Genomic DNA, 25,443 nt, shown 5'->3' with positions numbered 1-25,443 from the left:
ATCCTGTTTTTTCAACATGATATTATTCATCTATCACAAAAGCCGTCCGGCATTTCTGCCGAACGGCTTTACTATCCCGTTTATATCTCAACCGACCGCACACCCGGGATATCCACCTCCAGCCGCAGGAAATCCGCTTTATCGAAATGCCGCGGCATGGCAATGTACAGCACGATTTTACCGAATTGCCTTCCTGCCGCTTGAGATCGATCTCGCGTACGGTGATTTTCCTCTGTGCCAGCCAGTCATACAGGCGCACAAGATCGCCTTTGCCGTCTGTCAGACCGACCGCAAGCTCGGTCACCTGCATTTTTTCGCGCCGCTCCACACCGATCAGCAGACCGCAGACAGCCGCACCAAACAGATTATTTGAATATTTTCCGGCATACGCAAGCCCCTCTCGAATAAAAACTATCGCTCAAACGACAGATACCGCGTCCCTTGGAAGGTCAGTCTGCCGGTATCACCCTCTGCAAGCATACCATATTCCGAGCCGGAAACATGGAACTCCATCCGGTCCCCACTTTCCACCTGAAACGTGACATAATAGGTCGTGCTCGACGTTGTGTGGAAGCCGTGCGCTCCGCTCATGTCGCCTGCATTGGCATGCCGGTGATGTGATACATCTGTCCGCTTTGCAACGATCACCGCCGGTACGGTCAATCTGGGCGAATTATTGTTCTTATGCCATGTGCTTATCCCCTGTATGATTGAAAAAATGATGATGCCAAATACGACAATAAACATGATGGGGACGATGAAGCTCAATATATCAAACATTACAAACATCTTCCGGCCCTCCTTCGGCGTTCCAATTTTCGATCGGACAATTTACGTTCTACCTACATAGTATCATAGGTATTCCAAAAAGGCAAAAAGAAAAAGGTTATCCAATAAGCACGCTACTGGATAACCTTTTTAGGATCATTTTTCTGTTTTGGAACAGATCGAGTCGTCAGAAGTTAAAATTTAACTTACTTAACCAGCTCGATGATCGCCATTTCAGCTGCGTCGCCACGACGCGGGCCGGTCTTGATGATGCGGGTGTAGCCACCGTTGCGGTTAGCGTACTCCGGAGCGATCTCAGAGAACAGCTTAGCAACAACAGCTTCCTTGGTTACGAAAGCCATAGCCTGACGGCGGGATGCCAGGGTGTTCTTCTTGCCCAGGGTGATCATCTTCTCAGTCAGCGGGCCTACTTCCTTGGCACGAGCGAGCGTGGTCTCAACCTTGCCGTTCTCCAGCAGGTAGGTTACCAGCGCACGCAGCATAGCCATACGGTGATCCGTAGCACGGCCGAGCTTGCGATTGTTAGCCATGTGAGTTTACCTCCAAATTAAAGTAAAGCGGCGGCGCGGTAATCGTACCGCCGCAACAGTTCAAGTAATTCCTCTTTGAAATAATCAAGTATTTTCGTTCACAGCAAGGAAGAAGCGCGTGCCGCGTACAAAGGTACGCAATCGTGCTTCTGACGAAGCTGCGGGCGGAAAGACGCAGATTATTCTTCGGACTTGGCGAGGTGGAGACCCATTGCCTCCAGCTTGCCGATAACCTCTTCCAGGGACTTGCGGCCCAGGTTACGAACCTTCATCATGTCCTCCTCAGAGGTGTTGATGAGGTCCTCAACCGTGTTGATGCCTGCGCGCTTGAGGCAGTTGAACGAACGCACGGAGAAGTCAAGCTCCTCAATGGTCATTTCAAGCACCTTATCGTGCTGCGCTTCAGCCTTTTCAACAACGGTGGACTTGGAGCCGATTTCCTCGGACAGGTCTACGAACAGATCGAGGTGGTCGCGCAGAACCTTTGCACCGAGCGAAACCGCGTCGCGTGCGTTGATGGTTGCATCGGTCCATACCTCGAGCGTCAGCTTGTCATAGTCGGTCAGGTCGCGTACACGGGTGTTTTCAACCGTGTAGTTTACCTTGTAAACCGGCGTGTAGATCGAATCCACCGGAATGACGCCGATGGAGGTCTGATGCTGCTTGTTCTTCTCAGCCGGAACATAGCCGCGGCCGGAAGTCATCGTGATCTCCATAGACAGACGCGCGTCGCTCATCAGGGTAGCGATGTGCAGATCCGGGTTGAGGATCTCAACCTCGCCGTCTGCGTGGATATCGCCAGCCTTGACCTCGCCCTCGCCGGCGGCCTCGATGTAGACCGTCTTGGGACCATCACAATGCAGCTTGGCAATAATGCCCTTAACATTCAGCACGATTTCGGTAACGTCTTCCTTAACGCCCGGAATCGTAGAAAACTCATGCTGCACACCAGCGATCTTGATGCTGGACGCTGCCGTGCCAGGCAGAGACGACAGCAGGATGCGGCGCAGAGAGTTGCCCAGCGTGGTGCCGTAGCCGCGCTCAAGAGGCTCTACGACGAACTTGCCGTAGGAACCGTCCTCCGCGAGCTGTTCACAGTCAATACGCGGTTTTTCGATTTCGATCATGTGGTACCCTCCTTCACGTTGGTTGGAAACTTAAGATAGAACAGGCGAAGCAGACGCCGCGCCTGTTCCAAAAGCGAGGGTCTATTATTTCGAGTACAGCTCGACGATGAGGTGCTCGGCAACATCATAGTCGATGTCGTCACGTGCAGGCATCGCAACGATCTTGCCCTCGAAGGAATCGTTAGCCTTCTCGATCCACTTCGGGCAAGCCTTCTTGCCGTTCTCTTCCAGCAGAGACTTGAACTTGGTGGTAGAACGGGACTTCTCGGAAACTGCAACTACGTCGCCCGGCTTAACCTGGTAAGACGGAATGTTAACGCGCTTGCCGTTTACGGTGAAGTGTGCATGGTTAACCAGCTGACGAGCCTCACGGCGGGTGTTAGCAAAGCCCATGCGGAAAACTACGTTGTCCAGACGGCGCTCGAGCTCCTGCAGCAGGATCTCACCGGTGATGCCCTGCTTGCGCTCAGCCTTCTCGTAGTAAGCATGGAACTGCTTCTCGAGTACGCCGTAGATGAATTTTACCTTCTGCTTTTCGTTCAGCTGCATGCCGTACTCGGACTGCTTGCGGCGGCTCTGCTTGGGCTGACGCTTCGTGGACTTGGAGTAACCAAGTACCGCAGGGGAAAGACCAAGCGTCTTGCAGCGCTTGAGAACGGGCTGGGTATTCTTAGCCATTTATTGGTTCCTCCTCTATTAAACTCGACGACGCTTGGGCGGACGGCAGCCGTTGTGCGGGATCGGGGTTACGTCCTTGATCATGGTAACCTCGAGGCCAGCGGCCTGCAGTGCACGGATTGCAGCCTCACGGCCGGAACCCGGGCCCTTAACGTATACTTCAACAGTCTTCAGACCGTGCTCCATTGCAGCAGCAGCAGCGGTTTCAGCCGCAGTCTGAGCAGCGAACGGAGTGGACTTACGCGAACCGCGGAAGCCCATTTCGCCGGAGGAAGCCCAGGAAATAGCGTTACCGTTCAGGTCGGTAATGGTAACGATCGTGTTGTTGAAAGAGGAACGGATATGTGCCGCGCCCTTTTCAATGTTCTTGCGCTCACGACGACGAGTACGGGTCGCAGCGCCCTTCTTCTGTACCTTAGCCATTTATACGTTCCCCTCCTTACTTCTTCTTGTTCGCAATGGTCTTCTTCGGGCCCTTGCGGGTACGAGCATTGGTCTTGGTGCGCTGACCGCGAACCGGCAGGCCGCGGCGATGGCGCAGGCCGCGGTAGCAGCCAATCTCAACCAGACGCTTGATATTCAGGCCGATCTCACGGCGCAGGTCACCCTCGACGTTGTAGTCGCGCTCGATGACTTCACGCAGCTTAGCAGCCTCTTCTTCGGTCAGGTCCTTAACGCGGGTATCCGGATTGATACCGGTCTTAGCAAGGATCTCGTTGGACGTTTTGCGGCCAATGCCGAAAACGTAGGTCAGGCCGATCTCCACGCGCTTCTCGCGGGGAAGGTCAACACCGGCAATACGTGCCATACTATTATAACCTCCATAGTTACACACTGAGGCGTGTTTGCAAACACAGTATAGAAGCCGCCTCCGCTCCTGCAGCGCCGCACTCGCCGTGCGTGCTTGTCGTGCTCGCGTAAACCATGATCCGCACCCCTGGGTGCGCATTTATTCGATGACTGCTTGCAGTCATCATAAAAACCCGCGACATGTGCGTGGGTTTTTATACCTTGACTCAGCGATCTTGGATCGCGTCGTTCGGGTATCAAAAACAAGTTTCGTCAGGAACTTGTTTTTGTATATAGGGGACTTTTGAAGTCCCCTATAAGCACCGAAGGTGCTTCTTAGCCCTGCTTCTGCTTGTGCTTCGGGTTCTGGCAGATAACCATAACCTTGCCCTTACGGCGAATGATCTTGCACTTCTCGCAGATCGGCTTTACAGACGGTCTTACCTTCATGTTATTTTACCTCCATCAAATTTTTGGTGGGATGGGACACCGGAAACCTGTCCGGCGACCACTGGCGCGCAGGTCACATGCGTACCTCCGCCCGCTTTTTATCTTACTTGGAACGCCAAGTGATACGACCGCGGGTCAGGTCGTAAGGCGACATCTGAACGGTGACCTTGTCGCCGGGAAGAATGCGGATAAAGTTCATGCGGAGCTTGCCCGAGATATGCGCCAGAATCTTATGGCCGTTGGGAAGCTCTACCTGAAACATTGCATTGGGCAGCGCCTCTACGACGGTACCCTCGAGCTCAATCACATCATCTTTTGCCATTGTGGTTTATCCTCCTCGGTCAATTTGCGTTCTCGTCCCCTGTCCAGAGGGCGAGCGCCTTGCGGATCTCGCTGTTTGTCAGCCGGCTTTCGCTTTGCAGCTTGAGCCGTGTGCGCTCGTCGCATGGGCCCTGCAGGCTCACATGCTTGCGGCGCTTGCGCTTCGGGTTTTCGGCCCGGCGCGCACGTCCGTTCGCCAGCAGAAGAAAATCCCCCTCCTCTGCGACGACCAGCATCAGCTGTCCTCTGTCCCTTCCGGTCAGCGACAGCACAATGTCGGCGGTACGAATCTCTGCCATTACAGCACTTCGCCGTCGATATTCGTAAGAATCTCCGGCTCTCCATCCGTAATAGCGATGGTGTTTTCGTAGTGAGCGGACAGCTTGCCGTCCTTGGTCTTAACCGTCCAGCCATCCGGCAGGACCTTGACCGTGTAAACACCCACATTGACCATCGGCTCTACCGCGATGACCATACCGCGCTGCAGGCGAATGCCGTGGCCCGGTTTGCCGTAGTTCGGAACCTCCGGGCTCTCATGCAGCGCAGCGCCTACGCCGTGACCGACGTAGTCGCGCACGACAGAAAAGCCGTTGGCCTCGACGTAAGCCTGAACGGCTGCGCCGATATCCGATACGCGGTAGCCCTCACGGGCAAATTTAATGCCTTCAAAGAAGCTCTGACGTGTTACAGCGATCAGCTTTTTCGCCTCTTCGCTTACTTCACCGCACGGAACTGTGCAGGCGCAGTCGCCGTGGAAACCGCCGATGTATGCACCAACATCAACCTTAACGATATCGCCTTCCTTGACAACTGCGTGCTTGGAAGGAATACCGTGGATGACCTGGTCATTCAGCGATACGCAGGCGCTGCCCGGGAAGCCGCCGTAGCCGAGGAAGGACGGCTTGGCGCCGGCATCCTCAATCGTCTTGCGGACGATGCGGTCGATCTCCCAGGTGGTAACACCCGGCTTTACGGCGTCTGCCGCCGCCTTACGCGCAATAGCGGTAAGGCGGCCAGCAACACGCATTTTTTCAAGCTCTTTTTCCGTCTTGATATGAATCATATTACAGACCCAGCGCCTCTACTGCAAACTTTTCGGTAGCGGTGATGCCCTGAGCACCATCGATGCTCTTGAGCTTGCCCTGGGCTTCATAGTAGCCCTTGAGCGGCTCGGTCTGCTCATGGTAGGTTTCAAGACGATGACGAACGACCTCAGCCTGATCATCGCTGCGGATGACCAGCTTATCGCCGCAGATGTCGCAAACGTCCTTCACGCGCGGCGGATTTGCCTCAACGTGATAGGTTGCACCGCAGCGCAGGCAGACACGGCGGCCGGTCATGCGCTTTTCGATGACGTCGTCTGCAACCTCAAGGGACAGAGCGCAGTCGATGTGAGCAATCTCGTCGAGTGCTTCCGCCTGCGGAATCGTACGCGGAAAACCATCGAGGATGAAACCGCTCTTGCAGTCGCGCTTAGCGATACGCTCCTTCAACATGCCGATAACCACTTCATCGGGTACCAGCTTGCCGGCATCCATATACTCCTTAGCGGACTGGCCGAGCGGAGTATTGTTCTTAATCGCTTCACGCAGGATGTTACCGGTGGAAATGCTCGGTACACCCATCTGCTCGATCAGGTAAGAAGCAAGCGTGCCCTTACCGGCGCCCGGAGCGCCCAGCAGAATTAAATTCATTTGAACACAGCCTCCAGAATTATTCCAGGAATCCCTTATGATGACGCATCAGCATCTGTGCTTCCATCTGCTTCACCGTATCAAGCGCAACGCCTACTACGATGATAACCGAGGTGCCGCCCAGTGCTACGTTGCTCAGGCTGGAGTTTACTGCGCCTACGATCAGCGGGAGCAGTGCTACAACAGCGAGGAACAGCGCACCAACGAAGGTGACCTTGCCGAGTGCCTTGGTGATGAAGTCGCTGGTCGGCTTGCCGGGACGGAAGCCCGGGATGAAGCCGCCGTTCTTCTTCAGGTTGTTGGCGATCTCGATCGGGTTGAACTGGATGGATGCATAGAAGTATGCAAATGCGAGGATCAGCAGTGCGTACAGTACAATGTAGAACACGCTGGTCTGAGAGAACAGGTTAAGAATGTGCGCACCAACCGAGCCGCTCTCCGGGTGCCAGAACATCGAAATGGTCTGCGGCAGGGACAGGATGGACGATGCGAAGATGATCGGCATAACGCCGGACGCATTGACCTTGATCGGCAGGTGGGTGGACTGACCGCCGTACATCTTGCGGCCAACTACGCGCTTTGCGTACTGAACCGGGATGCGGCGCTCTGCATTCGACATATAAACGATGAATACAACGATCGCAAGACCGACGATAATCATTGCAATGCCGGAAACGATGCCGCTCGTGCCGGTCTGGAACAGATTAACCAGCGTACGCATGAGCGACGGACCGCGGGAGACGATACCTGCGAACAGGATGATCGAAATGCCGTTGCCGATACCCTTCTGGGTGATATGCTCGCCCATCCACATGATCAGCGCGGTGCCTGCGGTGAAAGTTACGATAATGGTTACGGCTGCAAGCGCGCCGGTGTTAGACAGCATAGTCTTGCCGCCGAAACCGTTGCGAAGCAGTGCGTAGTAGGACAGACCCTGGAGCAGACCAAGCAGAACGCCGAGGTAACGGGTCCAGCTTGCGATCTTCTCGCGGCCTTCCTCGCCGCCGTCCTTTACCATGCGCTCAAGAGCGGGGATGGCAACAGTCAGCAGCTGAAGGATGATGGATGCGTTGATATACGGGGTGATGGACATTGCGAAGATGGTCGCACGAGACAGACCACCGCCGGTGAACATATCCAGATAACCAAGCATCGAACCGTTTACCGATGCCTGCTCAAAGTACTGAGACAGGAGCGCGGTATCAATAAACGGAACCGGAATGCACGAACCAAAGCGGAAGATCAGGATGATGAACAGAGTGTACAGCATCTTCTTGCGCAGTTCGGGCATAGACCAGGCGTTTTTAAGGGTTTGAAACACCTTAAACCACCTCGGCCTTTCCGCCTGCGGCTTCGATCTTCTCCTTTGCGGAAGCCGAGAAAGCAGCTGCCTTAACGGTCAACTTCTTGGTCAGCGTGCCGGTGCCGAGGATCTTGATGCCGTCGAGAGCATTCTTAACGATGCCGGCATTGCAGAGGATCTCTGCAGTTACCTCAGCGCCGTCTTCAAACTTCTCCAGTGCGGAAACATTGACCGGTGCGTAAGTGGTGCCGAAAATGTTGTGGAAACCACGCTTCGGCAGACGACGTGCCAGAGGCATCTGGCCGCCTTCAAAGCCCGGACGGACACCGCCGCCGGAACGGGCCCACTGGCCCTTGTGACCGCGACCTGCGGTCTTGCCATTGCCGGAACCAGCGCCGCGGCCCTTACGGTATGCCGGCTTGGTAGCGCCTGCGGCAGGCGTCAATTCATGCAGCTTCATGGGTTACGCCTCCTCTACGATTTCGAGCAGGTAACCGATCTGCTTTACCTTGCCACGCGTCTGCGCGTTGTCCGGCTGAACGGTTACGTCATTGATCTTCTTAAGCCCCAAAGAATGAGCCGTTGCGATGTGCTTCTCCAAGCGACCAGCCAGGCTCTTTTTCAGGGTAATCTTCATGTTAGCCATTGTCAGTTACCCCTTTCTTACAGTTCTTCTACGGCTTTGCCGCGTACAGCAGCTACCTGAGCTGCGTCGCGCAGGCTCTTCAGGCCTTCCATCGTTGCGGTAACAACGTTCTGCGGGTTGTTGGAACGCAGGCACTTGGTACGGATGTCCTTGATGCCGGCAGCCTCAACTACTGCACGAACAGCGCCGCCGGCGATAACGCCGGTACCGGGAGCAGCAGGCTTGAGCAGAACGCGGCCTGCACCGAACTCGCCGATAACCTCGTGCGGGATGGTGGTGCCCTTCAGAGAAATCTTAACGAGGTTCTTCTTGGCGTCCTCGATGCCCTTGCGGATAGCGTCCGGAACCTCGGAAGCCTTGCCGAGGCCGAAACCAACGGTACCCTTGCCGTCGCCTACTACGACCAGAGCTGCGAACTTGAAGATTCGGCCGCCCTTAACGGTCTTGGCAACGCGGTTCAGCGCTACGACGTTCTCGGAGAACTCGTCCTCACGCTTATCGTTTCTGTTAAACTGAGCCATGTTTTACCTCCTCCCGATTAAAACTGCAGGCCGCCCTCACGGGCGCCATCTGCGAGCTCCTTCACGCGGCCGTGGAACACATAGCCGCCGCGGTCAAACACGACAGCCTCAATGCCCTTAGCCTTGCAGCGCTCGGCAACGATCTGACCAATCTTCTTGGCTGCTTCCTTGTTGCCGCCGTACTCGGTAAAGCTCTTCTCTGCAGTCGAGGCGGATACGAGGGTTACACCGGCTACATCGTCAATAACCTGTGCATAGATGTTCTTTGCAGAACGGAATACGTCCAGACGGGGACGCTCAGCGGTGCCGCTGATCTTAGCGCGTACGCGCTTGTGGCGCTGAAGGCGCGCCTTGTTGGAATCCTTCTTCGAAACCATTTATTTTCGCCTCTCCTTTCCTTACTTCTTCTTAGCGCCGGTCTTGCCTTCCTTGCGGCGGACATACTCATCAGCGTAGCGAATGCCCTTGCCCTTATAGGGTTCCGGCGGACGCTTCTCGCGGACTTCCGCTGCAAACTGGCCAACCTTCTGCTTGTCAGGACCGGAGATGATGATCGTGTTCGGGTTCGGAACGTCGATCGTGATGCCCTCTACCTCGCTCATGGTAACCTGATGCGAGTAGCCGAGGTTCATAACCAGATCCTTGCCCTGCTTAGCGACACGGTAACCAACGCCCTGAACGCTCAGCTCCTTCTTGAAGCCATCGGTAACACCAACAACCATGTTGTGAACCAGGCTGCGGGTGAGGCCGTGCAGTGCGCGGTTGTGCTTGTCGTCGTTCGGACGGGTTACGAGGATTTCGTTGCCCTCTACCGCGATGGTCATATTCGGATGAAATTCGCGGGTAAGGGTTGCCTTAGCGCCCTTCACGGTAACAACGCTGCCGTCAATCTTGACTTCAACGCCGGCCGGGATGGCAATCGGCATTCTACCAATACGAGACATTGTTTATACCTCCCTTACCATACAAATGCGAGAACTTCACCGCCGACATTCAGCTCGCGAGCCTTCTTGTCGGTCATGACGCCTCTGGAAGTGGAAACGATGGCAATACCAAGACCGCGGAGTACCTTCGGCAGCTCCTGTGCGCCAGCGTATACACGCAGGCCCGGCTTGGACACACGCTTGATGCCGGTGATAGCCTTCTGGCGGTTATCAACGTACTTCAGTGCGATGCGGATAATGCCCTGGGTGTTGCCCTCTACAACCTCGAAAGACTTGATGTAGCCTTCATCGAGCAGGATCTGGGCAATAGCCTTCTTCATCTTGGATGCGGGTACATCCACACTGGCATGACGAGCATTGCCAGCGTTGCGGATACGAGTCAGCATATCCGCGATAGGATCAGTGATCTGCATAAAATGCTCTCCTTTAATATAAGAAGTTTGGGGGTAGTGCAGCAATCGAGCGCCGGTGGGTTAATCCGGTTCTGATTTGTCTGTTTGCCCTCCACTTTTCTTTACACTGTTCGTGGCCCTTCCACGGACAGCGGCGGGGATAAAAAATCGCCGGTCCAGTACTCAACCAGACCAGCGTTAATTATAGCACGAGAAACCAATGGCTGCAATCGGAAAAAGTGCTGATTTTTACGCAGTTTTAGCCTGTTTTGCAGTCAAATTGCTTGATTACCCGGTATAACGGCAGGTCGGCCGTTTTTGGACCGCACCAGGGACCACGCCGGGAAAATCCGGTTGATGGCCGATGGGCGTGCGCAGGAGAAACTCCTTTGCGCGGCAATTCGGTTACGCATTTGCGCAACTGTAATTAGTATACACTACACCGGGTGTATCGCGCAAGTGTTTTTTTCAAAATTTCTTATTTTTTTGAGATTTCTTTTTCGATGGGATTTCGCCTGCGAGGCGAACGGAACTTGCCTGCCCGGCAGGGGCACAAGAAGGAGAGAACCAAGGTTCCCTCCTTCTTGTGAATCATCCTTCTTCCTATTTAGCACGGCGAAATTTGCAGAGCTGAGACTATAAAGGAACGGCAGAGGATCTTTTCTTCCGCATGGTCGCACTTCGTGCGCCATGTATCCGCATATCCGCAGTATCAGATACCATTCTGCTACACAGACCAGAAAATCTACGCTGGGTGCGGCACAATAGTGCCGCACAATTCGTGAGCGCGTTGTTACAGACAGGGCCTGCGAAAATAACTTGTACCAAACGCCTAATCCGTAGGTGCCGTGCGCAAACTCCAGATTAACGAATTGCGCAACACGGTCATGTTGCGCCTGCGTAGATTGAACCGTATGTGTAGCAGTACGTTATCTGACACTGCGAATCGGTTGAGAAAGACACGGAAGAAAAAATCCTCTGCCGTACTCCTATTTTCGCAGCGGTCGCCGCTCTCTGATTTTCGCCGAGTTAAGAAATAAAGGAAACTGGAGTCCCAAGAGGATAGAAACCTTGGTGTCTATCCTTTTGGAACCCCAGCTAAGGGTTAGCACCCATTCATCATTCTTTAGGAAACCGCAAAGTAATGCAAGTCCCCTCGCCGAGCGCACTCTTCAGCTCAATCTCCGCACGATGCAGTGCCGCACCATGCTTGACAATCGAAAGCCCCAGTCCGGTGCCGCCGGTCATCTTGCTGTGGCTCTTATCCACGCGGTAGAACCGCTCAAACACGCGCTGCTGGTCCGCCGGCGCGATACCGATGCCGGTATCCGCCACCTGCACGAACGGCCGGCCGTTCTCTGTGCCGGTCACAAGCGTCACACTGCCCTGCGGCTTATTATAATTGATGGCGTTATCCGTTAGATTGAAGATCATCTGCTCGAGCGTGCGGCGCTGACCGGAAACCGCAGCCGGTTCTCCCTCGATGTGCAGCGCAATGCCCTTGCCTGCTGCCTTGCTCTGCAGGCGGTCGCGCACAGTATCACAGAGTGCGGACAGCTCCACCGGCTCAAAGGCCACCGTTTCTCCGCCTTCATCCAGCCGGGACAGATGAATGATATCCTCGATGAGCGCCAGCAGCCGCTGCGCTTCCGTGCGGATCTTGCCCGCAAACGGCGCCACGTCCTCTGGCTTGGCAATGCCGCCCGCGATGATCTCCGCGTAGCCCATGATGCTGGTCAGCGGCGTTTTCAGCTCGTGCGACACGTTGGCGGTAAATTCCTGCCGCTGCTGCTCGGCACGCTCGCGCTCGGTAATATCCACGATCAGCAGCACGGCCGCGTGCCATGCGCTGTTCTCCTCCACCGAGCTTGCCGTAAGTTCATAAATGCGGCCGTTCCGCTCGAGTTTTCCGTGCGCGCCTTTGCCGTCGAGCGCCTGCTCGACCACCTGAATGTAATTCGCATCGCGGCACAGCGTCAGATAGCTGCCTTCCGCACTGTCATGCGGAAACAGCGCCCGCGCAGCGTGATTGGCGAACAGAATCATGCCCTTGCCGGAAAACAGCACCAGACCTTCGTCCATGCGGGCCGTAATGTCGTCAAACTCAGCCTGACGACGCTGCAGCTCGTCCATCTGCGCCTGAATTTTGCGGTTCTGCTTGTCCATACGGTGCAGCAGCGGCGACAGCTCGTCATAGGCTTCGCCCTTCATCGGATCATGCAGGTCGAGTGCTTCGATCGGCTTGAGGAACAGACCGGTCAGCCAGCCTGCCAGCAGCGCCGCGACCAGCAGCGCCAGCAGGATGATCAGCACAATCCACGGTGACGCATTCGGCAGTGCGCCGAACACGCTGTCCGCAGTTGCGGAAATACGCAGAACATCGCCGTTTTTCAGGCGCACCGCGTAATAAAACGTCTGCTCAGCGAAGGTTTCGGACAAACGGTTGTCCTCGCCCGTGCCGTTCTTCTCTGCCGCCGCAATCTCCGGACGGACGGCGTGGTTCTCCATCTCGGAGGCATTCGTGCGGTTGTCGTACAGCACAGTGCCATCCTGCGCGACCAGCGTCAAACGGTCGGCGTACACCGAGCCGCACTCCTCCAGTTCCTCCCGAATGTCATCCACCGCAGACAGGTAGCTGCTCTCCGTTACCAGCCGCTGCCGCATGTCATTGGTCAGACCGGCGTGAACTGCCAGCAGCAGCAGCCCGGTCGTCAGCAGCAGCGTGACAAGCGATGTGAGGAAAATGCTGCCGAATACGCGCTTTCTCATGTGTGCTCTCCCATGCGGTAGCCAACACCGCGGACAGTCTCGATCAGCGCACCGTCCGCGCCCAGCTTTTGCCGCAGCGTGCGGATATGCACATCGACCGTGCGGGTTTCGCTTTCATTATTATAGCCCCAGATATTCTCGAGCAGCACATCGCGCGTGAGCACAGCACCGCGGTTTTTCATCAGCAGGCACAGCAGCTGGTACTCCTTGAGTGTCAGCTGTACCTCCTGCTCGTTCACGAATACGGTGTGGGCCCGCTCATCCACACAGATGCCGCCGGCTACCAGCGGACGCGGCTCATCCTTGCCCTGCATATCCTCGGTGCGGCGCAGGACCGCACGAATGCGCGCAATCAGCTCCATCATGCCGAACGGCTTGGGAATGTAATCATCCGCACCGGTGTCCAGGCCGACTACCTTGTCGTACTCCGTGTTTTTCGCAGTCAGCAGAATGACTGGAACCCTCGCCGTATCCGGCGCTGCGCGCAGACGACGCAGAATAGTGATGCCGTCCTCGCCGGGCAGCATGATATCCAGCAGAATCAGCTGCGGCTTGCATTTTTTCAGAGCAGCCGTCAGCGCCGCACCGTCCTCGAAGCCGTCAGCCTCAAAACCGGTGTTGCGCAGTGTATACACCACCAGTTCGCGGATACCCGCATCATCTTCCACACAGTATATCATATATTACACTCCGATTTCTGTCAGCGTGCCGCCGCTTCCGCGCCGTGCATTGCACTTTTATGCGAGCCGGTGATGGAAAACTCCACCCATTCGGCAATATTGGTCGCGTGGTCGCCGATACGCTCCAGATACTTGGCGATCATCAGCACATCGAGTACGCGCTCGCCGTCCTCCGGGTCCTGCGCGATCTCCGCGATAAGGTCGCTCTTGCACTCATCGAACAGGCGGTCTACCACATCATCATATTCAATAACGCTCCATGCAAGGGTCAGGTCACGGCGGACAAACGCATCCAGGCTGTTGGTCACCATTTTAATGGTTGCCTGCGCCATCTGGTCGATATGCGTGTTGTGACCGCACGCACCGGACAGATACGTTACAATCTCCGCAATATCGCTTGCCTGATCGCCGATACGCTCGATATCCGTGATCATTTTCAGCACGGAAGAGATCAGACGCAGATCGCTTGCCACCGGCTGCTGCTGCAGCAGCAGCTTGAGACACATGGACTCGATTTCGCGTTCTTTGCGGTCGATCTCCTGATCGATGCGGATGGCGGCCGCCGCCAGCTTGATATCGCCCTCAAGCAGAGCCTTTACCGCACTGGCGATTGCGTTTTCGCACAGTGCTCCCATCGAGATCAGCTCATTGTTCATCTCCGCAAGCTGATTGTCAAAACGGTTTCTCATTAGCCGAACCTCCCCGTAATGTAGTCTTCCGTGCGCTTGTCCGACGGCATGGAGAACAGCTTTTCGGTGTCATCCACTTCGATCATGTCGCCAAGCAGGAAGAATGCGGTCGTATCCGAAACACGGGTGGCCTGCTGCATATTATGCGTTACCATAACGATAGTATAATCCTTTTTGAGCTCGAGCACAAGGTCCTCGATCTTCGCGGTGGAGATCGGATCAAGCGCAGAGGTCGGCTCGTCCATCAGCAGCACCTCCGGGTCTGCGGCAAGCGCACGCGCGATGCAGATACGCTGCTGCTGACCGCCGGACATGGACAGCGCGGATTTTTTGAGGTTATCCTTGGTCTCCTCCCAGATAGCGGCACGCTTGAGCGAAGTCTCGACGATCTCGTCAAGCTGCACACGGCTCTTGATGCCGTGCGTGCGCGGACCATAGGCGATGTTATCATAAATCGACATCGGGAACGGATTCGGCTTCTGGAATACCATGCCGACACGGCGGCGCAGCAGATTGATGTCACAGTTCTTGTAGATATCCTGACCATCGAGCATGATGTCGCCCGTGATACGGCAGTTTTCCACCAGATCGTTCATGCGGTTGAGCGAACGCAGCAGCGTAGACTTGCCGCAGCCGGACGGTCCGATGAATGCGGTGATCTCATTCTCCTTGATATCCAGATTGATATCGTGCAGGGCGTGAAAATCGCCGTAATGCAGATTCATATTGTGAATTTCGATCTTATTTTCCATGTTCATTCTCCATTTACTTCTTGGTCAGCTTTTTCGCCGCCAGAGCGGAAAGCATATTCATCAGCAGGACCACCAGCAGCAGAACGACTGCGGTAGCATTTGCCTCGTTCATGTGCAGCGCCTCACCCGAGAGCACATACATGTGGATGGCCAGCGTACGGCCGGACTGGAACAGGCCGGGAATCTGTGCCATGGTGCCTGCGGTAAAGATGAGCGCCGCGGTCTCACCGACGATGCGGCCGATACCAAGGATAACACCGGACAGAATGCCGGGACCCGCAGCAGGCAGCACGATGCGGAATACCGTGCGCAGACGTCCGGCACCCAGACCGAACGAGCCTTCGCGGTAGGAATCCGGAACCGCTATCAGTGCTTCCTCAGCGGTACGCATGATGAGCGGCAGGATCATGATTGCCAGCGTCATCGCACCGGCCAGCAGCGAGTATCCCCAGTGCAGCCTGGTGACGAAGAACAGCATGCCGAACAGGCCGTATACGATGGACGGAATGCCGGAAAGCGTCTCGGTCGTGATGCGGATGACGTTTACCAACTTGTTGCCGCGCTTGGCGTACTCATTCAGGTACACGGCGGTGAACAGGCCGAGCGGCACGGCCAGCAGCAGTGCCAGCGCGGTCGTTTCAACCGTAGTAAGGATGGCAGGCATCATCGAGACGTTCTCAGAGGTATAATTCCACTGGAACAGCGACGGCTTGAGATGCGGGATACCCGTCACCAGAATATAGCCGAGCAGGAACAGCAGCACCGCAAAGGTCAGCACAGCCGCGCCGTACACCAGACCCTTGAGCACAGCCGCAGACGCGGCGCCGTGCACCTTTCCGGTCTTTGCCTGTACGCGCACTGCCGGTTTTGCAGCAGAGACAGCTTCTCTTGTCATGCTTCCTTCCTCCTTTTGAGAACCGAGAATACCAGATTGATGAGCAGAATGAATACGAACAGCACAACGCCGGTCGCAATAAGCGCCTCACGGTGCAGGCCGGTGGCGTAGCCCATCTCAAGCACGATGTTTGCCGTCATGGTGCGGATGCCCTTGATCATACTGCCGGTCAGTCGCGGCTGGTTGCCCGCTACCATGATAACCGCCATGGTCTCGCCGATGGCGCGGCCGATGCCGAGCACGATGCCAGCCAGCACGCCGGACTTGGCAGCCGGTACCATAACCGTGAATATGGCACGCTCATGCCGTGCGCCCATGGCGACGGCGCCCTCGTAGTAGCTCATCGGAACCGCACGCAGCGCCGCTTCGGACACACCGATGATGGTCGGCAGAATCATAATGCCGAGCAGGATGGACGCCGCCAGAATGGATGAGCCGGAGATATCCGCGCCGAACACGCCTGCCACCGCACGGACTGCCGGTACGATAATGACCATGCCGAAGAAGCCGTATACGATGGACGGAATACCGGCCAGCAGCTCGGTGCACGGCTTGAGCAGACCGTACAGCTTTTTCGGACAGTAGAATGCCATGAATACCGCGGTCAGCAGACCGATCGGCACGCCGATAACGATCGCACCGGCGGTGATGTACAGGCTGCCGAGGATCATCGGCAGGATGCCGTAAATGTCGTTGCCCGGCTTCCACTTCGCGCCTGTGAGGAAGTCCAGCAGGCCAATCTCCTTCATGGCAGGCACACCGTTCGCAAACAGGAAAATACAGATGAGCACCACCGCAAAGATGGAGGTCAGTGCACAGAGGAAAAATACCATGTGCATCAGGTTTTCCCGAAGGTTTTTCATAAATCTATCTCCTATACAGGCACAGGGCGAATCGCTTCGCCCTGTTTTATCAGTCTGTGAATTCGCTTACGCGAGGTCGCCCCAGTCGGTGATGTCGCCGACATAGATACCCTTGATCTGATCCATAGACAGGTCGTCAATGGTGTTCGCCGGGTTTACGACTACTGCGATGCCGTCAAGTGCGATGGCGGTGCCGGTAAGCTGTGCAGCCTCGTCGTCCTTCAGCTCGCGGGATGCCATGCCGATGGCAAAGGTGCCGTCCATCGTGCCGGTCATGCCGGAGGTGGAGTCAGAGGTCTGCAGGTCGATGCTTGCGTTCGGGTTTACAGCCTTGTACGCCTCGATCAGCTTCTCCATAACCGGGGATACCGAGGAGGAACCGCCGACTGCGATCTGTCCGGAGGAACCGTCGGAAGTAAAGACTGCTGCATTGTCGTCAACAGCGATGTACTTGTTATCGGTTACAACAGCCTGACCTTCCTTGGAGAGGATGAAGTTGATAAAATCCTTGGCTACGCCGGTCGGCTCGCCCTTGGTTGCAATATTGAACGGACGGGACAGCTTGTAGGTGCCTGCCTTGACGTTATCTACGGTAGCTTCTGCGCCGTCTACCTTGACAGCCTTAACGGTGTCGTTCAGCGCACCGAGGGAAATGTAGCCAATAGCCTTCTCGTTGCCTGCTACGCTGGTCAGTACAACATCGGTCTTGTTGGCGATCTCGGCATCCGCGGTGGTATTGTCGATCTTCTCGCCTGCGTCGTTCTTCTCCTCAACGCCGGTCAGCTCGATGAACGCGCCGCGCGTACCGGAACCATCCTCACGGGAGATAACGGTGATTGCGCCGGATACGCCGCTGTCATTACCGCTTGCCTGGGAATCCGAAGAATCGGAAGAGGAACTGCCGCCGCAGCCGCTCAGTGCACCGGTCAGCATCAGTGCTGCCAGAAGCATGGAAATGCTCTTTTTCATAATTTGTTCTCCTTTTACATTCGTCTTCGTTTTTTGTTACAAGATTATCTTACGGAAGTTTTGTAAAATGCAAAAGCGAGAGTTCGTTAAGTTTAAGTAAAGTGTGTGTTTTCGAGTAAAATTTATGTTAAATCGAGGTTTTCGCCTGCGATTCAGAGGGAGTTATGCTCTGCGTAGCGCAGGAACGTGCGGCGCCCGCCGCGGGGGCAAAAAGGAAGGACAACCTGCGGTTTTCCCCCTCTTGCACCCTTAAACGCCTATATTACTGGGCTTTAAGTCGTTTTTTCGAGAGGCGTACACCAATGTTACACCTTTTCGCTACATAGCTTCAAGAACGTCTAACGCTGTCAGCCGTTCCTGTTCCATAGCGTGAATGTAGATATTATATGTGGTGGAAATACTGGCATGCCCCATCCATTTGCTTACTACGCTGATGCTTACGCCAGCATTTAACGCACGGCTTGCAAAAGTGTGACGTAGCTGATGGATCGTGAGCGGCTTGTCTATCCCCGTGTGCTTCAACATACGCTCAAGTAAATTGTGCATACGGTTATTAGTGAGGAAGCCGCCTTTTTGCGAACAGGCAACATATTTGCTTTTGATGCCGCATTGCCTGTAAATCATCTGCAATTCCCTAAGTGCGTTGATTGCTTTACTATTTAGTGGGATAATCCGGTTGCTGCTGGATGTCTTAGTGCCTTTTACCTGTAAGGTGCTTTTGGACGTATCTTTTCCGGTATCCCTGTTCTTGATCTTTGCCAGATTTTTATTTATGGATACCGTCTTGCTTTCAAAGTCAATATCAGACCATTCCAGCGCAAGCAGTTCACCACACCGCAGGCCGGTATGCAGCATAAATACGATCAGGTTTCCGTGAACAAAAAGCGGACGGCCTGTACCATACTTCTCTCTGGCTGCTTCCTCCAACCGTTTAACCTCTGCATCCTCTAATATCAGCATTTTCCGCTCTGGCTTAAACTTGCTCCGTTTTGCCATGATAACATTTGCCATTGGGTTTTTAAGAATGTCACCCTCAGTATAGGCATGTTGGAAAACCTCAGAAAGTATCTGCCGGATCATCTTGACGATAGTATAAGAATATTCAGTGCTTTTCTGGTTTAACAGTGTTTGAATATCAACCGCTTTGATATTCCCAAGTTGGAAGCCGCCAAGCGTCGGCTTGATATGCGTGTAATAGACAGACTCCAACCGATCAAAGCTGGTATTCTCCACGGCTGCGGCCTTGAAAGTATATAACCATCGCTCAATATAAGTGCTAAGCAATACTTTTCTACAATCCGTAATGCCATGCACTATTGTTTTCTTAAATTCACGCAATTTCCGTCTTGCTTCCGCTTCTGTCTTACCATAGACATAACGCGGTTTCAACATCTTTTCGTCCTTATATTTGCCGACCCAGCGGCCATCTTTCCGCTGATATACACTACCCTCCCCATATCCGCGGATTCTCTTAACTTTATTGATATTTTCTACTGTATTCATGCGTATCGCTCCTATCAAATAAACAGGGGCGGCAGCATAAACAGCTAACGCATATATTATAACGCCGTCCCTCTGTAAAGGCAATTCAATCAGTAAAATATCTCTTTCCCTTTATTTGCTTCAAACCACCGGTCAAGTTCACGTTCATTCGTCAAATAATCCCGTCCCACTTTCACCACAGGCAATACGCCTGCTTCCAGCAGGCATTTTAGCTTGGTTTTGCCAAAAGGGAACAACTCAAGCAAATCGTCCTGCGTCAAAATTTTATAATCCATAAACCACAGCCCTCCTGCGTATTGGTTATCATCTATGCAGCAACAATTTACTGCATCTCGTTTGCAATTCAAAATCCCCACATGGTTTTTGTGCGCCATGCCCGCTACCGGAACGGACAGCAACATGATATAATGAAACCATGATAAACTTTTCTGTTCTTTATTGTGGGGTATGACTTTATGAAAAAAGAAATCACATCTATCTTGTGTGCGGCAGCTATTACCTGTTCGGCAGGCGCCGCCAATGTTTCAAACTTTTCGGACGTCCGTCCGTCGGACTGGTATCACGATGCGGTCAACTATGTTTGCGAAAACGGGCTGATGAATGGTACATCGGATACGGCGTTCAGCCCGAACGCAACTACCAGCCGCGGCATGATCGTGACCATCCTGTACCGACTGGCAGGTTCACCTGATATGCCCGAAAGCAACTGGGGATACCCCTATGCAGACGTAGATACAAACGCCTATTACAGCGCGCCTGTCTACTGGGCGCGCATGAATGACCTCGTTACCGGGTACAGCGATACGCAGTTCGGCCCGAATGATGCGATCACCCGCGAGCAGCTTACGGCCATCCTGTACCGCTACGCGGACCACCTTGGCCTTGATACAGATACCGGCTTTATACCAGATAAATACTATGATTTCTCGGACTATCAATCAGTTTCCCGTTACGCAACAAACGCCATGAGCTGGTGCGTCAACAAGGGCATTGTCAGCGGCTCGGACGGAAAGTTAAATCCGCACGGGACAGCTACTCGTGCCGAAGTCGCAACAATGCTGATGAACGCGGAAAACATCTTGGACGCAAATGAACCGACGGAGCCGGAAACACCGGTTTCACCAGACGGACAGCCTGTGCCGGATGATACCGACAACGAAACCGCAGACGATAACCAGACCGTAACAGATGAAATCAGTCTACGCCCTATCGGCAAATCTGCGGTAGACGAGTACGGCGGCTATTGGGATTATGACCTGTCCAATGCCACCTTTGACGCCATCAACGACCTGCGCGAAGAAAACGGTTTGCCACGTCTGACTTACTCGTTGAAAGTACAGGAATGGGCGGACACTCGTTCCCGCGAAATCTGGATTGTTGACGAACGAGACGGGGATATTTCTCATACAAGACCGGATGGCTCGGTGTTCGCATCTGTTGGTTATGGATGCAATGCTGAAAATGCACTCATAGGTTTAATTACAACCAATGCGCAGGAAAACTTAAACAAATGGTATGGCTCACAAGGTCATCGAGAAAATATGCTCAACACCCGTTCAAAAACTACTGCTGTCTCTGCCTATGTCCAAGGTGAGAAAGTGTACGCTTTGCAGCTTTTTGATAAACTAACAATAACAGAATTAAATAATCGGTAAGCAAATCCCTCGTTTCACAACGAAACGAGGGATTGCCTTTTCCTATAAAATTGTTAAATCCAATACTCATTCCCGTCTGTGTCAAGCACATAATCGTGTTCGTGCGAGACTTCAGTAATCAGGTCCTCAGAAGAACCACTATCCGTGAAATATTGGATATGGCCGCTGTAAGCCGAGGTATCCGGGTCGGTATCCCGTCCGGTAAGCTGGCAAATCAGCTTGGCAAAATTCAGGCGGGACACATCACCGCTGAGCCCTGCATTCGTGCCAGTGATATACTTCACAAGCGTATTAAGCTGTTCCGAGGTAGCCCAGATTCGCAGATAGCCTTTTTCCGAAACCTCATAATTGATTTCGTAATCAACATCTTCGGTCATTTTCGTTGTGTCGAATACGCTTGCGGGCAGCACACCGATAGAGACAAAATATTTTGCTTCTTCGGGGATGCTGAACTCGTAGTCCGGCACCGTCACCGTGCCACGGTCCAGCCACGTGTTCCCGCCGTTGGAAATCAGACGATATGCTACGATGCACGCTTCTTGCAGTGAAATACGGTCTGCGGGTCGCCACATATTTTCGTCATAACCATTATAAAGCTGATAATGAATATCAGTTATCAAATCAGCAACTGAGCTGATAATTTCAACTTCCGGCGACTTTCCGATAGCATTGCCGTTATCGCCCTCTCCGGTCGCATAGTTGACGTAGGTCTTGCCGCCTGCATCGTTCTTAAAGCGGACGGTAAGCAAAATTTTATGCGATTGGCCGGGTGCAATGTCACCCAATTCCAGAGTGAATGCCTTGCCTGAAAAACTCCATTTATTACTTAGGACTCCGTTCACATAAACATTGTTTTGCAAAACAGGCGTTACCACAGAGGTATCCAGCGTATCTTTCAGCACGACGTTTTCCCACATTATATCACTGTGATTTCCAACAATAACCGTAAATGTTGCCGTTCTGGATACTTCGTCGGCATCCTTACTTACATCAACCACCGTCTTATCCACATCTTTTGTGACATAGAAGCCGGTGGCATCATTAGGGTTTTGCGGCTCAACCTCCGGTACGGTTACGCCGTCATCTGTTGCCGTGCCGATGCCGTTATCGCCGGTCACATCCACGCTGTTTTGAAGGGTCGTACCGGCCGCTGTGTCAAGTACCTGCACATCAAAGGAGATTACTACGCTTTCGCCTGCAGCAAAATCACCCACCAGCACGGACAGCGCGTTACCGTTCAGCTTATGCAGCGCCACCTTACCATCCAGATACACGTTGCCGATCAACTTCACGCCAGCCGGAAGCGTGTCGTATGCCACGACGTTTTTCCACGGCGCAGTAGCCTTATCGCCATTTTTGACCGTGATCTCATAGGTGAACATATCGCCAATATCAGCTTTGGTCACGCTCGCGGACTTAGTTACAATCGGGTCGGCTTCGCCCTTGTTGATCTGCACGCCTGCATCCGGAAGCGGCGTTTGCTCGTTGCCATCCGTCAGAATAGCCGTATTGACGATAAATTCGCCCTGCATACCCTCGTCTACCGTCACATCAAAGGTGTACACCACCTGCGTATCCGGTGCGATTGCGTAAGGCGTGAGCGTCAGCGTGCGTGAAGATGAATCGTAGGAATATTCCGTCGTTGCCTGACCGTCTTTCTGGACGTTGCCTGTGAAAGTCACACCATCCGGCAGAGCATCGGTCACGGTAACGCCGGTCCAGTCCGCCGTTGCCATTGCGCTATTTTCCAGCGTGATCGTGTAGGTGATTGTATCACCCACGCGCGCGGTCATTTTATTGGCTGACTTTGCACCCGCACGGCCGTCCGGCGTGCCGTTCTCGATGGTGACGCCGTCATCCGTGTCCTCCGTATCCGGCGCATTGCTGCCGGAAGCGACCGCCGTGTTCTCAATCATCATGCCGTAGGCATCACTGTTCACCAGCACATCAAACGAAATAGTTTTCGTCTGGCCGGGGGCGATCGCATCCAGCGGAACAGAAAGGGTTCGGTTTTCATTGTCATACTGATATACCGTTGAGTAGCCGTCCACTGTGACGTTGCCGCGGAAGGTCAGGCCATCCGGGATAGCATCCCGCATCACCGTGTCGCGGATATTTACCTCTGCACCCGCACCATTGGAGACTTGTACCGTGTAGGTCAGAGTATCACCGACACGAGCAGAAGATTTATCAACACTCTTGTTGATGGACAGGTCGGTCATACCGTCTGCAACGACAACGCCGTCGTCCTTGTCCTGTACCGGCTCGGTGTTGTCCGAAGTCAGGGTGGCAAGGTTCTGAATCGTCGTATTGTAGGCATCTTCGTTGACGGTCGCCACAAAGGAAACCGTGCGGCTGGTATCCGGCTCAATGCTGCCGACGTTTACCGTCAGCAGGCGGGTATTTTCATCATAGGTGAAATCACTCGTGCCGCTGCCGTCCAGCATGACCGAGCCGTACTCGAACGTCAGGCCAGCAGGGATAACATCAGTAACGGCCGCATTTTCTACGGGTACAGTCGCGGTCTCGCTGTTAGAGAGCGTCAGAATATAGGTGATCTTGTCGCCGACCTTGGCAGAGGACTTGTCCGCCGACTTCTCAATGCTGGGGCGGGCTTTACCGTCACCGATGGCAACACCGTCGTCTGTGCCCTCGGTGTCCGAAATATTGTCACCGGACATGACCGCAGTGTTGTAAACTGTTTTGCCGTAGGCCGATTCATTGACGGTCGCTGCAAAAGTAACCGTCGTTTTTGTATTCGGTGCAATTCTGTCCAGCGGCACGGTCAGGGTACGGGTCTCGTTATCGAATGAATAACCTGTACTTACACCGTCTACCTGCACGCTGCCGTCCACAAAATCCAGTTCCGCCGGGATAATGTCGGTCATGGAAGCGTTTTCGATTTCATAAACGGCACCCTCTGCGTTGCCGAGCGTGACGGTATAGGTGATCTTATCGCCGACCTCGGCGGAAGGCTTGTCCGCACGTTTTTCCACATAGGGCGCGGTGTCGCCCTTGTTGATATAAACACCGTCGTCTGTGTCCTCATACTTGCCGGTTTCGCTACCGCTTTCATCCTTAACGATACCGTTTGCGCCCTCGGCGACTGCGGTGTTGTAGATCGTCTGGTTGTACATATCGCTGTTCACGGTTGCTTTGAAAGTGACTGAAACCGTCTGACCTGCGGCAATGTCGCCCAGAGGGACAGAAAGCAATCCGTTTTCAAACGAGTGCTTTGCCGCCTTGCTTTCTACGTACACGCTGCCATCCGCGAAAGTCAAGCCGTCCGGAATTTCGTCGGTGAGGACGACTTCTTTCCACGCGGAAGAAGCTGCTTCATCATTCGTCAGCTTCACCGTATAGGTCAGGGTATCGCCTACATTGGCGGTTTTGGCGTTCGCCGTCTTTTCAATGGACGGGATCGCATCACCGTTCGTGTACTGATAAACGATCGTGCGGATATAGCCGCGGTACTCGTATGCCGGGATGACCTTGGGTGAACTTTCTTCCTTGCCCGCTGTGGTGACAGTTTCAGCAAGTTCCTTGCCGTTCTGGTCTATGAATTTTTCAACGATGATGTTGTAAATACCGTCATTGTAGCTGAGGCCGTGCCATTCTTCCGCGCTGTGCGGAATGCTGGCTTCTATCAGATCGCAGTAACCCCAGTGATTCTCAACCAGATCATTGTACGGACATTCGATGCCCAGCTCTTTCAGCTTGTCCAGCGTGACGTTACGGTTAATCATACCGTTTACCAGCCGCACGACCTCGGCACGGCTGATCGGCTCATCCGGCCGGAAACTGCCGTCCGGGTAGCCCTCTACCCAGCCAGCGTTTGCGGCTGCATTGATATAGCTGTACGCCCAATGGCCGTTGGGAACGTCGTCAAAGAGATTGCCGCCCTCGTAGTCCAAATTGGCGAACCGCGCCGCCATGACGGCAAACTCCGCGCGGGTGACGGGCGCATCCGGCGAGAATTTGTGTTCATCCGTGCCGTCTACAATTCCAATGTTATACAGCGTTTCGACTTCTTTGTAGAACCAGTAATCCGTCTTGACGTCCTCGAACGTGCCGTTTGACATGCGGCGCTCAAACTCTGGATACTCGCCGTCATAGAGACGGTAAAAGACCGTAGTTGCTTCTGCACGGGTCATGGAAGCATCCGGCCGCACGCTTTCGTCCGGGTAGCCGACAATATAAGTCAGATCCTTATGGGAGTAGACGTACTCGACGTTTTCCGTGTAATCGACGTAGGTGTAGTTCTCGATTTCCTGCGGCTGCCGTTCCTCATGTGTTACGCTATATATCTCTTGCTCGGCAATCTCCTTGCCGTTTTCCGCGTCGATATACTTTGCCGTTACTTCGGCAAGCGTGCTGGTGCTGTCCGACGCGGCAAAGGCCGTGGCCGGAAACGCCGACGCAGACAAGAGCAATGCCAGCCCCATCGACGTAAGCCGCTTGAGCCGTTTCTTCAAAAAATCCAT

General features: G+C 54.1%; 30 protein-coding genes. 1 reads left to right on the top strand and 29 read right to left on the bottom strand.

Features of this window, described 5'->3' with window-relative positions; genetic code table 11:
- Positions 1-22: 22 nt before the first annotated feature.
- The 28 genes from DW724_RS15550 to DW724_RS04380 form a co-directional block, all read right to left on the bottom strand.
- Positions 23-310 (bottom strand): hypothetical protein, encoded by a 288-nt coding sequence (locus DW724_RS15550; RefSeq protein ID WP_158580212.1) that lies wholly within the window; start codon positions 308-310, stop codon positions 23-25.
- 101 nt (positions 311-411) lie between these two features.
- Positions 412-789: a DUF2500 domain-containing protein gene (locus DW724_RS04510; protein WP_442861252.1), complete on the bottom strand. Its 378-nt coding sequence runs from the start codon at positions 787-789 to the stop codon at positions 412-414.
- Positions 790-974: 185 nt separating this feature from the next.
- On the bottom strand, positions 975-1,319 hold the full coding sequence (gene rplQ, locus DW724_RS04505; RefSeq protein WP_110435384.1) for a 50S ribosomal protein L17: 345 nt from the start codon (positions 1,317-1,319) through the stop codon (positions 975-977).
- Positions 1,320-1,498: 179 nt separating this feature from the next.
- Positions 1,499-2,446 (bottom strand): DNA-directed RNA polymerase subunit alpha, encoded by a 948-nt coding sequence (locus DW724_RS04500; RefSeq protein WP_110435385.1) that lies wholly within the window; start codon positions 2,444-2,446, stop codon positions 1,499-1,501.
- 84 nt (positions 2,447-2,530) lie between these two features.
- Positions 2,531-3,124: a 30S ribosomal protein S4 gene (gene rpsD / locus DW724_RS04495; RefSeq protein ID WP_110435386.1), complete on the bottom strand. Its 594-nt coding sequence runs from the start codon at positions 3,122-3,124 to the stop codon at positions 2,531-2,533.
- 18 nt (positions 3,125-3,142) lie between these two features.
- Positions 3,143-3,547, bottom strand: coding sequence for a 30S ribosomal protein S11 (gene rpsK, locus DW724_RS04490; protein ID WP_031472201.1), 405 nt, complete (start codon positions 3,545-3,547; stop codon positions 3,143-3,145).
- A gap of 16 nt (positions 3,548-3,563) precedes the next feature.
- Complete coding sequence (rpsM, locus tag DW724_RS04485) at positions 3,564-3,932, bottom strand: 30S ribosomal protein S13 (RefSeq protein ID WP_031472203.1); 369 nt, start codon at positions 3,930-3,932, stop codon at positions 3,564-3,566.
- Between the two features lie 317 nt (positions 3,933-4,249).
- Positions 4,250-4,363: a 50S ribosomal protein L36 gene (rpmJ, locus tag DW724_RS04480; RefSeq protein WP_031472205.1), complete on the bottom strand. Its 114-nt coding sequence runs from the start codon at positions 4,361-4,363 to the stop codon at positions 4,250-4,252.
- 103 nt (positions 4,364-4,466) lie between these two features.
- Positions 4,467-4,685, bottom strand: coding sequence for a translation initiation factor IF-1 (gene infA, locus DW724_RS04475; RefSeq protein ID WP_110435387.1), 219 nt, complete (start codon positions 4,683-4,685; stop codon positions 4,467-4,469).
- Between the two features lie 19 nt (positions 4,686-4,704).
- A complete protein-coding gene (locus DW724_RS04470) occupies positions 4,705-4,983 on the bottom strand; it encodes a KOW domain-containing RNA-binding protein (protein WP_110435388.1) in 279 nt (92 codons plus the stop codon).
- Positions 4,983-5,747, bottom strand: coding sequence for a type I methionyl aminopeptidase (gene map, locus DW724_RS04465; RefSeq protein ID WP_118760790.1), 765 nt, complete (start codon positions 5,745-5,747; stop codon positions 4,983-4,985). Before map ends, DW724_RS04470 begins: the two co-directional genes overlap by 1 nt.
- Before the next feature lies 1 nt (position 5,748).
- Positions 5,749-6,378 carry an adenylate kinase gene (locus DW724_RS04460; RefSeq protein WP_110435390.1) on the bottom strand — a complete coding sequence of 210 codons (630 nt, stop codon included), beginning with the start codon at positions 6,376-6,378 and terminating at the stop codon, positions 5,749-5,751.
- A 19-nt stretch (positions 6,379-6,397) separates the two neighbouring features.
- Positions 6,398-7,699 (bottom strand): preprotein translocase subunit SecY, encoded by a 1,302-nt coding sequence (gene secY, locus DW724_RS04455; RefSeq protein WP_118478046.1) that lies wholly within the window; start codon positions 7,697-7,699, stop codon positions 6,398-6,400.
- A 1-nt stretch (position 7,700) separates the two neighbouring features.
- Positions 7,701-8,141 (bottom strand): 50S ribosomal protein L15, encoded by a 441-nt coding sequence (rplO, locus tag DW724_RS04450; RefSeq protein ID WP_110435392.1) that lies wholly within the window; start codon positions 8,139-8,141, stop codon positions 7,701-7,703.
- Positions 8,142-8,144: 3 nt separating this feature from the next.
- Entirely contained in the window at positions 8,145-8,327 is a 183-nt protein-coding gene (rpmD, locus tag DW724_RS04445; RefSeq protein ID WP_110435393.1) for a 50S ribosomal protein L30, read from the bottom strand.
- 17 nt (positions 8,328-8,344) lie between these two features.
- Positions 8,345-8,848, bottom strand: a complete 504-nt coding sequence (rpsE, locus tag DW724_RS04440; RefSeq protein WP_054326956.1) for a 30S ribosomal protein S5 — start codon at positions 8,846-8,848, stop codon at positions 8,345-8,347.
- Between the two features lie 17 nt (positions 8,849-8,865).
- A complete protein-coding gene (rplR, locus tag DW724_RS04435; protein WP_117489843.1) occupies positions 8,866-9,225 on the bottom strand; it encodes a 50S ribosomal protein L18 in 360 nt (119 codons plus the stop codon).
- 21 nt (positions 9,226-9,246) lie between these two features.
- The gene (gene rplF / locus DW724_RS04430) at positions 9,247-9,792 is read right to left on the bottom strand and encodes a 50S ribosomal protein L6 (protein WP_117489841.1); all 546 of its coding nucleotides are present in this window, start codon (positions 9,790-9,792) and stop codon (positions 9,247-9,249) included.
- Positions 9,793-9,806: 14 nt separating this feature from the next.
- Entirely contained in the window at positions 9,807-10,205 is a 399-nt protein-coding gene (gene rpsH, locus DW724_RS04425) for a 30S ribosomal protein S8 (protein ID WP_110435396.1), read from the bottom strand.
- Between the two features lie 1,098 nt (positions 10,206-11,303).
- Positions 11,304-12,953 carry a sensor histidine kinase gene (locus DW724_RS04420; protein WP_118760789.1) on the bottom strand — a complete coding sequence of 550 codons (1,650 nt, stop codon included), beginning with the start codon at positions 12,951-12,953 and terminating at the stop codon, positions 11,304-11,306.
- Positions 12,950-13,633 (bottom strand): winged helix-turn-helix domain-containing protein, encoded by a 684-nt coding sequence (locus tag DW724_RS04415; RefSeq protein WP_118284623.1) that lies wholly within the window; start codon positions 13,631-13,633, stop codon positions 12,950-12,952. Before DW724_RS04415 ends, DW724_RS04420 begins: the two co-directional genes overlap by 4 nt.
- Positions 13,634-13,653: 20 nt before the next feature.
- A complete protein-coding gene (phoU, locus tag DW724_RS04410) occupies positions 13,654-14,322 on the bottom strand; it encodes a phosphate signaling complex protein PhoU (protein WP_118760788.1) in 669 nt (222 codons plus the stop codon).
- Positions 14,322-15,074, bottom strand: coding sequence for a phosphate ABC transporter ATP-binding protein PstB (gene pstB / locus DW724_RS04405; RefSeq protein ID WP_118760787.1), 753 nt, complete (start codon positions 15,072-15,074; stop codon positions 14,322-14,324). The genes phoU and pstB overlap by 1 nt, the downstream gene beginning before the upstream one ends.
- Positions 15,075-15,087: 13 nt before the next feature.
- A complete protein-coding gene (pstA, locus tag DW724_RS04400; protein WP_118760786.1) occupies positions 15,088-15,969 on the bottom strand; it encodes a phosphate ABC transporter permease PstA in 882 nt (293 codons plus the stop codon).
- Positions 15,966-16,832: a phosphate ABC transporter permease subunit PstC gene (gene pstC, locus DW724_RS04395; RefSeq protein WP_118760785.1), complete on the bottom strand. Its 867-nt coding sequence runs from the start codon at positions 16,830-16,832 to the stop codon at positions 15,966-15,968. Before pstC ends, pstA begins: the two co-directional genes overlap by 4 nt.
- Before the next feature lie 66 nt (positions 16,833-16,898).
- Positions 16,899-17,801, bottom strand: a complete 903-nt coding sequence (locus tag DW724_RS04390) for a substrate-binding domain-containing protein (RefSeq protein WP_118760784.1) — start codon at positions 17,799-17,801, stop codon at positions 16,899-16,901.
- A 318-nt stretch (positions 17,802-18,119) separates the two neighbouring features.
- A complete protein-coding gene (locus tag DW724_RS04385) occupies positions 18,120-19,304 on the bottom strand; it encodes a tyrosine-type recombinase/integrase (protein WP_117492469.1) in 1,185 nt (394 codons plus the stop codon).
- Positions 19,305-19,393: 89 nt separating this feature from the next.
- Positions 19,394-19,579 (bottom strand): helix-turn-helix domain-containing protein, encoded by a 186-nt coding sequence (locus DW724_RS04380; protein WP_110436195.1) that lies wholly within the window; start codon positions 19,577-19,579, stop codon positions 19,394-19,396.
- 180 nt (positions 19,580-19,759) lie between these two features.
- On the opposite strand from DW724_RS04380, the gene DW724_RS04375 reads away from it, so the two are divergent.
- Positions 19,760-20,959 carry an S-layer homology domain-containing protein gene (locus DW724_RS04375; RefSeq protein ID WP_117492470.1) on the top strand — a complete coding sequence of 400 codons (1,200 nt, stop codon included), beginning with the start codon at positions 19,760-19,762 and terminating at the stop codon, positions 20,957-20,959.
- 53 nt (positions 20,960-21,012) lie between these two features.
- On the opposite strand, the gene DW724_RS04370 is transcribed toward DW724_RS04375, so the two are convergent.
- Positions 21,013-25,443 (bottom strand): S-layer homology domain-containing protein, encoded by a 4,431-nt coding sequence (locus tag DW724_RS04370; RefSeq protein WP_158580211.1) that lies wholly within the window; start codon positions 25,441-25,443, stop codon positions 21,013-21,015.

It is taken from the genome of Butyricicoccus sp. AM27-36 (genome assembly GCF_003480945.1).
In the GTDB taxonomy this organism is placed as follows: domain Bacteria; phylum Bacillota; class Clostridia; order Oscillospirales; family Butyricicoccaceae; genus Agathobaculum; species Agathobaculum butyriciproducens.
Note: the sequence above shows the minus strand (reverse complement) of the source record. Positions and strands in the feature narration are given on the sequence as shown.

Coding starts and splice junctions, on each gene's coding strand:
- DW724_RS15550 (WP_158580212.1), bottom strand. CDS start 310: ATGCAGGTGACCGAGCTTGCGGTCGGTCTGACAGACGGCAAAGGCGAT.
- DW724_RS04510 (WP_442861252.1), bottom strand. CDS start 789: ATGTTTGTAATGTTTGATATATTGAGCTTCATCGTCCCCATCATGTTT.
- rplQ (WP_110435384.1), bottom strand. CDS start 1,319: ATGGCTAACAATCGCAAGCTCGGCCGTGCTACGGATCACCGTATGGCT.
- DW724_RS04500 (WP_110435385.1), bottom strand. CDS start 2,446: ATGATCGAAATCGAAAAACCGCGTATTGACTGTGAACAGCTCGCGGAG.
- rpsD (WP_110435386.1), bottom strand. CDS start 3,124: ATGGCTAAGAATACCCAGCCCGTTCTCAAGCGCTGCAAGACGCTTGGT.
- rpsK (WP_031472201.1), bottom strand. CDS start 3,547: ATGGCTAAGGTACAGAAGAAGGGCGCTGCGACCCGTACTCGTCGTCGT.
- rpsM (WP_031472203.1), bottom strand. CDS start 3,932: ATGGCACGTATTGCCGGTGTTGACCTTCCCCGCGAGAAGCGCGTGGAG.
- rpmJ (WP_031472205.1), bottom strand. CDS start 4,363: ATGAAGGTAAGACCGTCTGTAAAGCCGATCTGCGAGAAGTGCAAGATC.
- infA (WP_110435387.1), bottom strand. CDS start 4,685: ATGGCAAAAGATGATGTGATTGAGCTCGAGGGTACCGTCGTAGAGGCG.
- DW724_RS04470 (WP_110435388.1), bottom strand. CDS start 4,983: ATGGCAGAGATTCGTACCGCCGACATTGTGCTGTCGCTGACCGGAAGG.
- map (WP_118760790.1), bottom strand. CDS start 5,747: ATGATTCATATCAAGACGGAAAAAGAGCTTGAAAAAATGCGTGTTGCT.
- DW724_RS04460 (WP_110435390.1), bottom strand. CDS start 6,378: ATGAATTTAATTCTGCTGGGCGCTCCGGGCGCCGGTAAGGGCACGCTT.
- rplO (WP_110435392.1), bottom strand. CDS start 8,141: ATGAAGCTGCATGAATTGACGCCTGCCGCAGGCGCTACCAAGCCGGCA.
- rpmD (WP_110435393.1), bottom strand. CDS start 8,327: ATGGCTAACATGAAGATTACCCTGAAAAAGAGCCTGGCTGGTCGCTTG.
- rpsE (WP_054326956.1), bottom strand. CDS start 8,848: ATGGCTCAGTTTAACAGAAACGATAAGCGTGAGGACGAGTTCTCCGAG.
- rplR (WP_117489843.1), bottom strand. CDS start 9,225: ATGGTTTCGAAGAAGGATTCCAACAAGGCGCGCCTTCAGCGCCACAAG.
- rplF (WP_117489841.1), bottom strand. CDS start 9,792: ATGTCTCGTATTGGTAGAATGCCGATTGCCATCCCGGCCGGCGTTGAA.
- rpsH (WP_110435396.1), bottom strand. CDS start 10,205: ATGCAGATCACTGATCCTATCGCGGATATGCTGACTCGTATCCGCAAC.
- DW724_RS04420 (WP_118760789.1), bottom strand. CDS start 12,953: ATGAGAAAGCGCGTATTCGGCAGCATTTTCCTCACATCGCTTGTCACG.
- DW724_RS04415 (WP_118284623.1), bottom strand. CDS start 13,633: ATGATATACTGTGTGGAAGATGATGCGGGTATCCGCGAACTGGTGGTG.
- phoU (WP_118760788.1), bottom strand. CDS start 14,322: ATGAGAAACCGTTTTGACAATCAGCTTGCGGAGATGAACAATGAGCTG.
- pstB (WP_118760787.1), bottom strand. CDS start 15,074: ATGGAAAATAAGATCGAAATTCACAATATGAATCTGCATTACGGCGAT.
- pstA (WP_118760786.1), bottom strand. CDS start 15,969: ATGACAAGAGAAGCTGTCTCTGCTGCAAAACCGGCAGTGCGCGTACAG.
- pstC (WP_118760785.1), bottom strand. CDS start 16,832: ATGAAAAACCTTCGGGAAAACCTGATGCACATGGTATTTTTCCTCTGT.
- DW724_RS04390 (WP_118760784.1), bottom strand. CDS start 17,801: ATGAAAAAGAGCATTTCCATGCTTCTGGCAGCACTGATGCTGACCGGT.
- DW724_RS04385 (WP_117492469.1), bottom strand. CDS start 19,304: ATGAATACAGTAGAAAATATCAATAAAGTTAAGAGAATCCGCGGATAT.
- DW724_RS04380 (WP_110436195.1), bottom strand. CDS start 19,579: ATGGATTATAAAATTTTGACGCAGGACGATTTGCTTGAGTTGTTCCCT.
- DW724_RS04375 (WP_117492470.1), top strand. CDS start 19,760: ATGAAAAAAGAAATCACATCTATCTTGTGTGCGGCAGCTATTACCTGT.
- DW724_RS04370 (WP_158580211.1), bottom strand. CDS start 25,443: ATGGATTTTTTGAAGAAACGGCTCAAGCGGCTTACGTCGATGGGGCTG.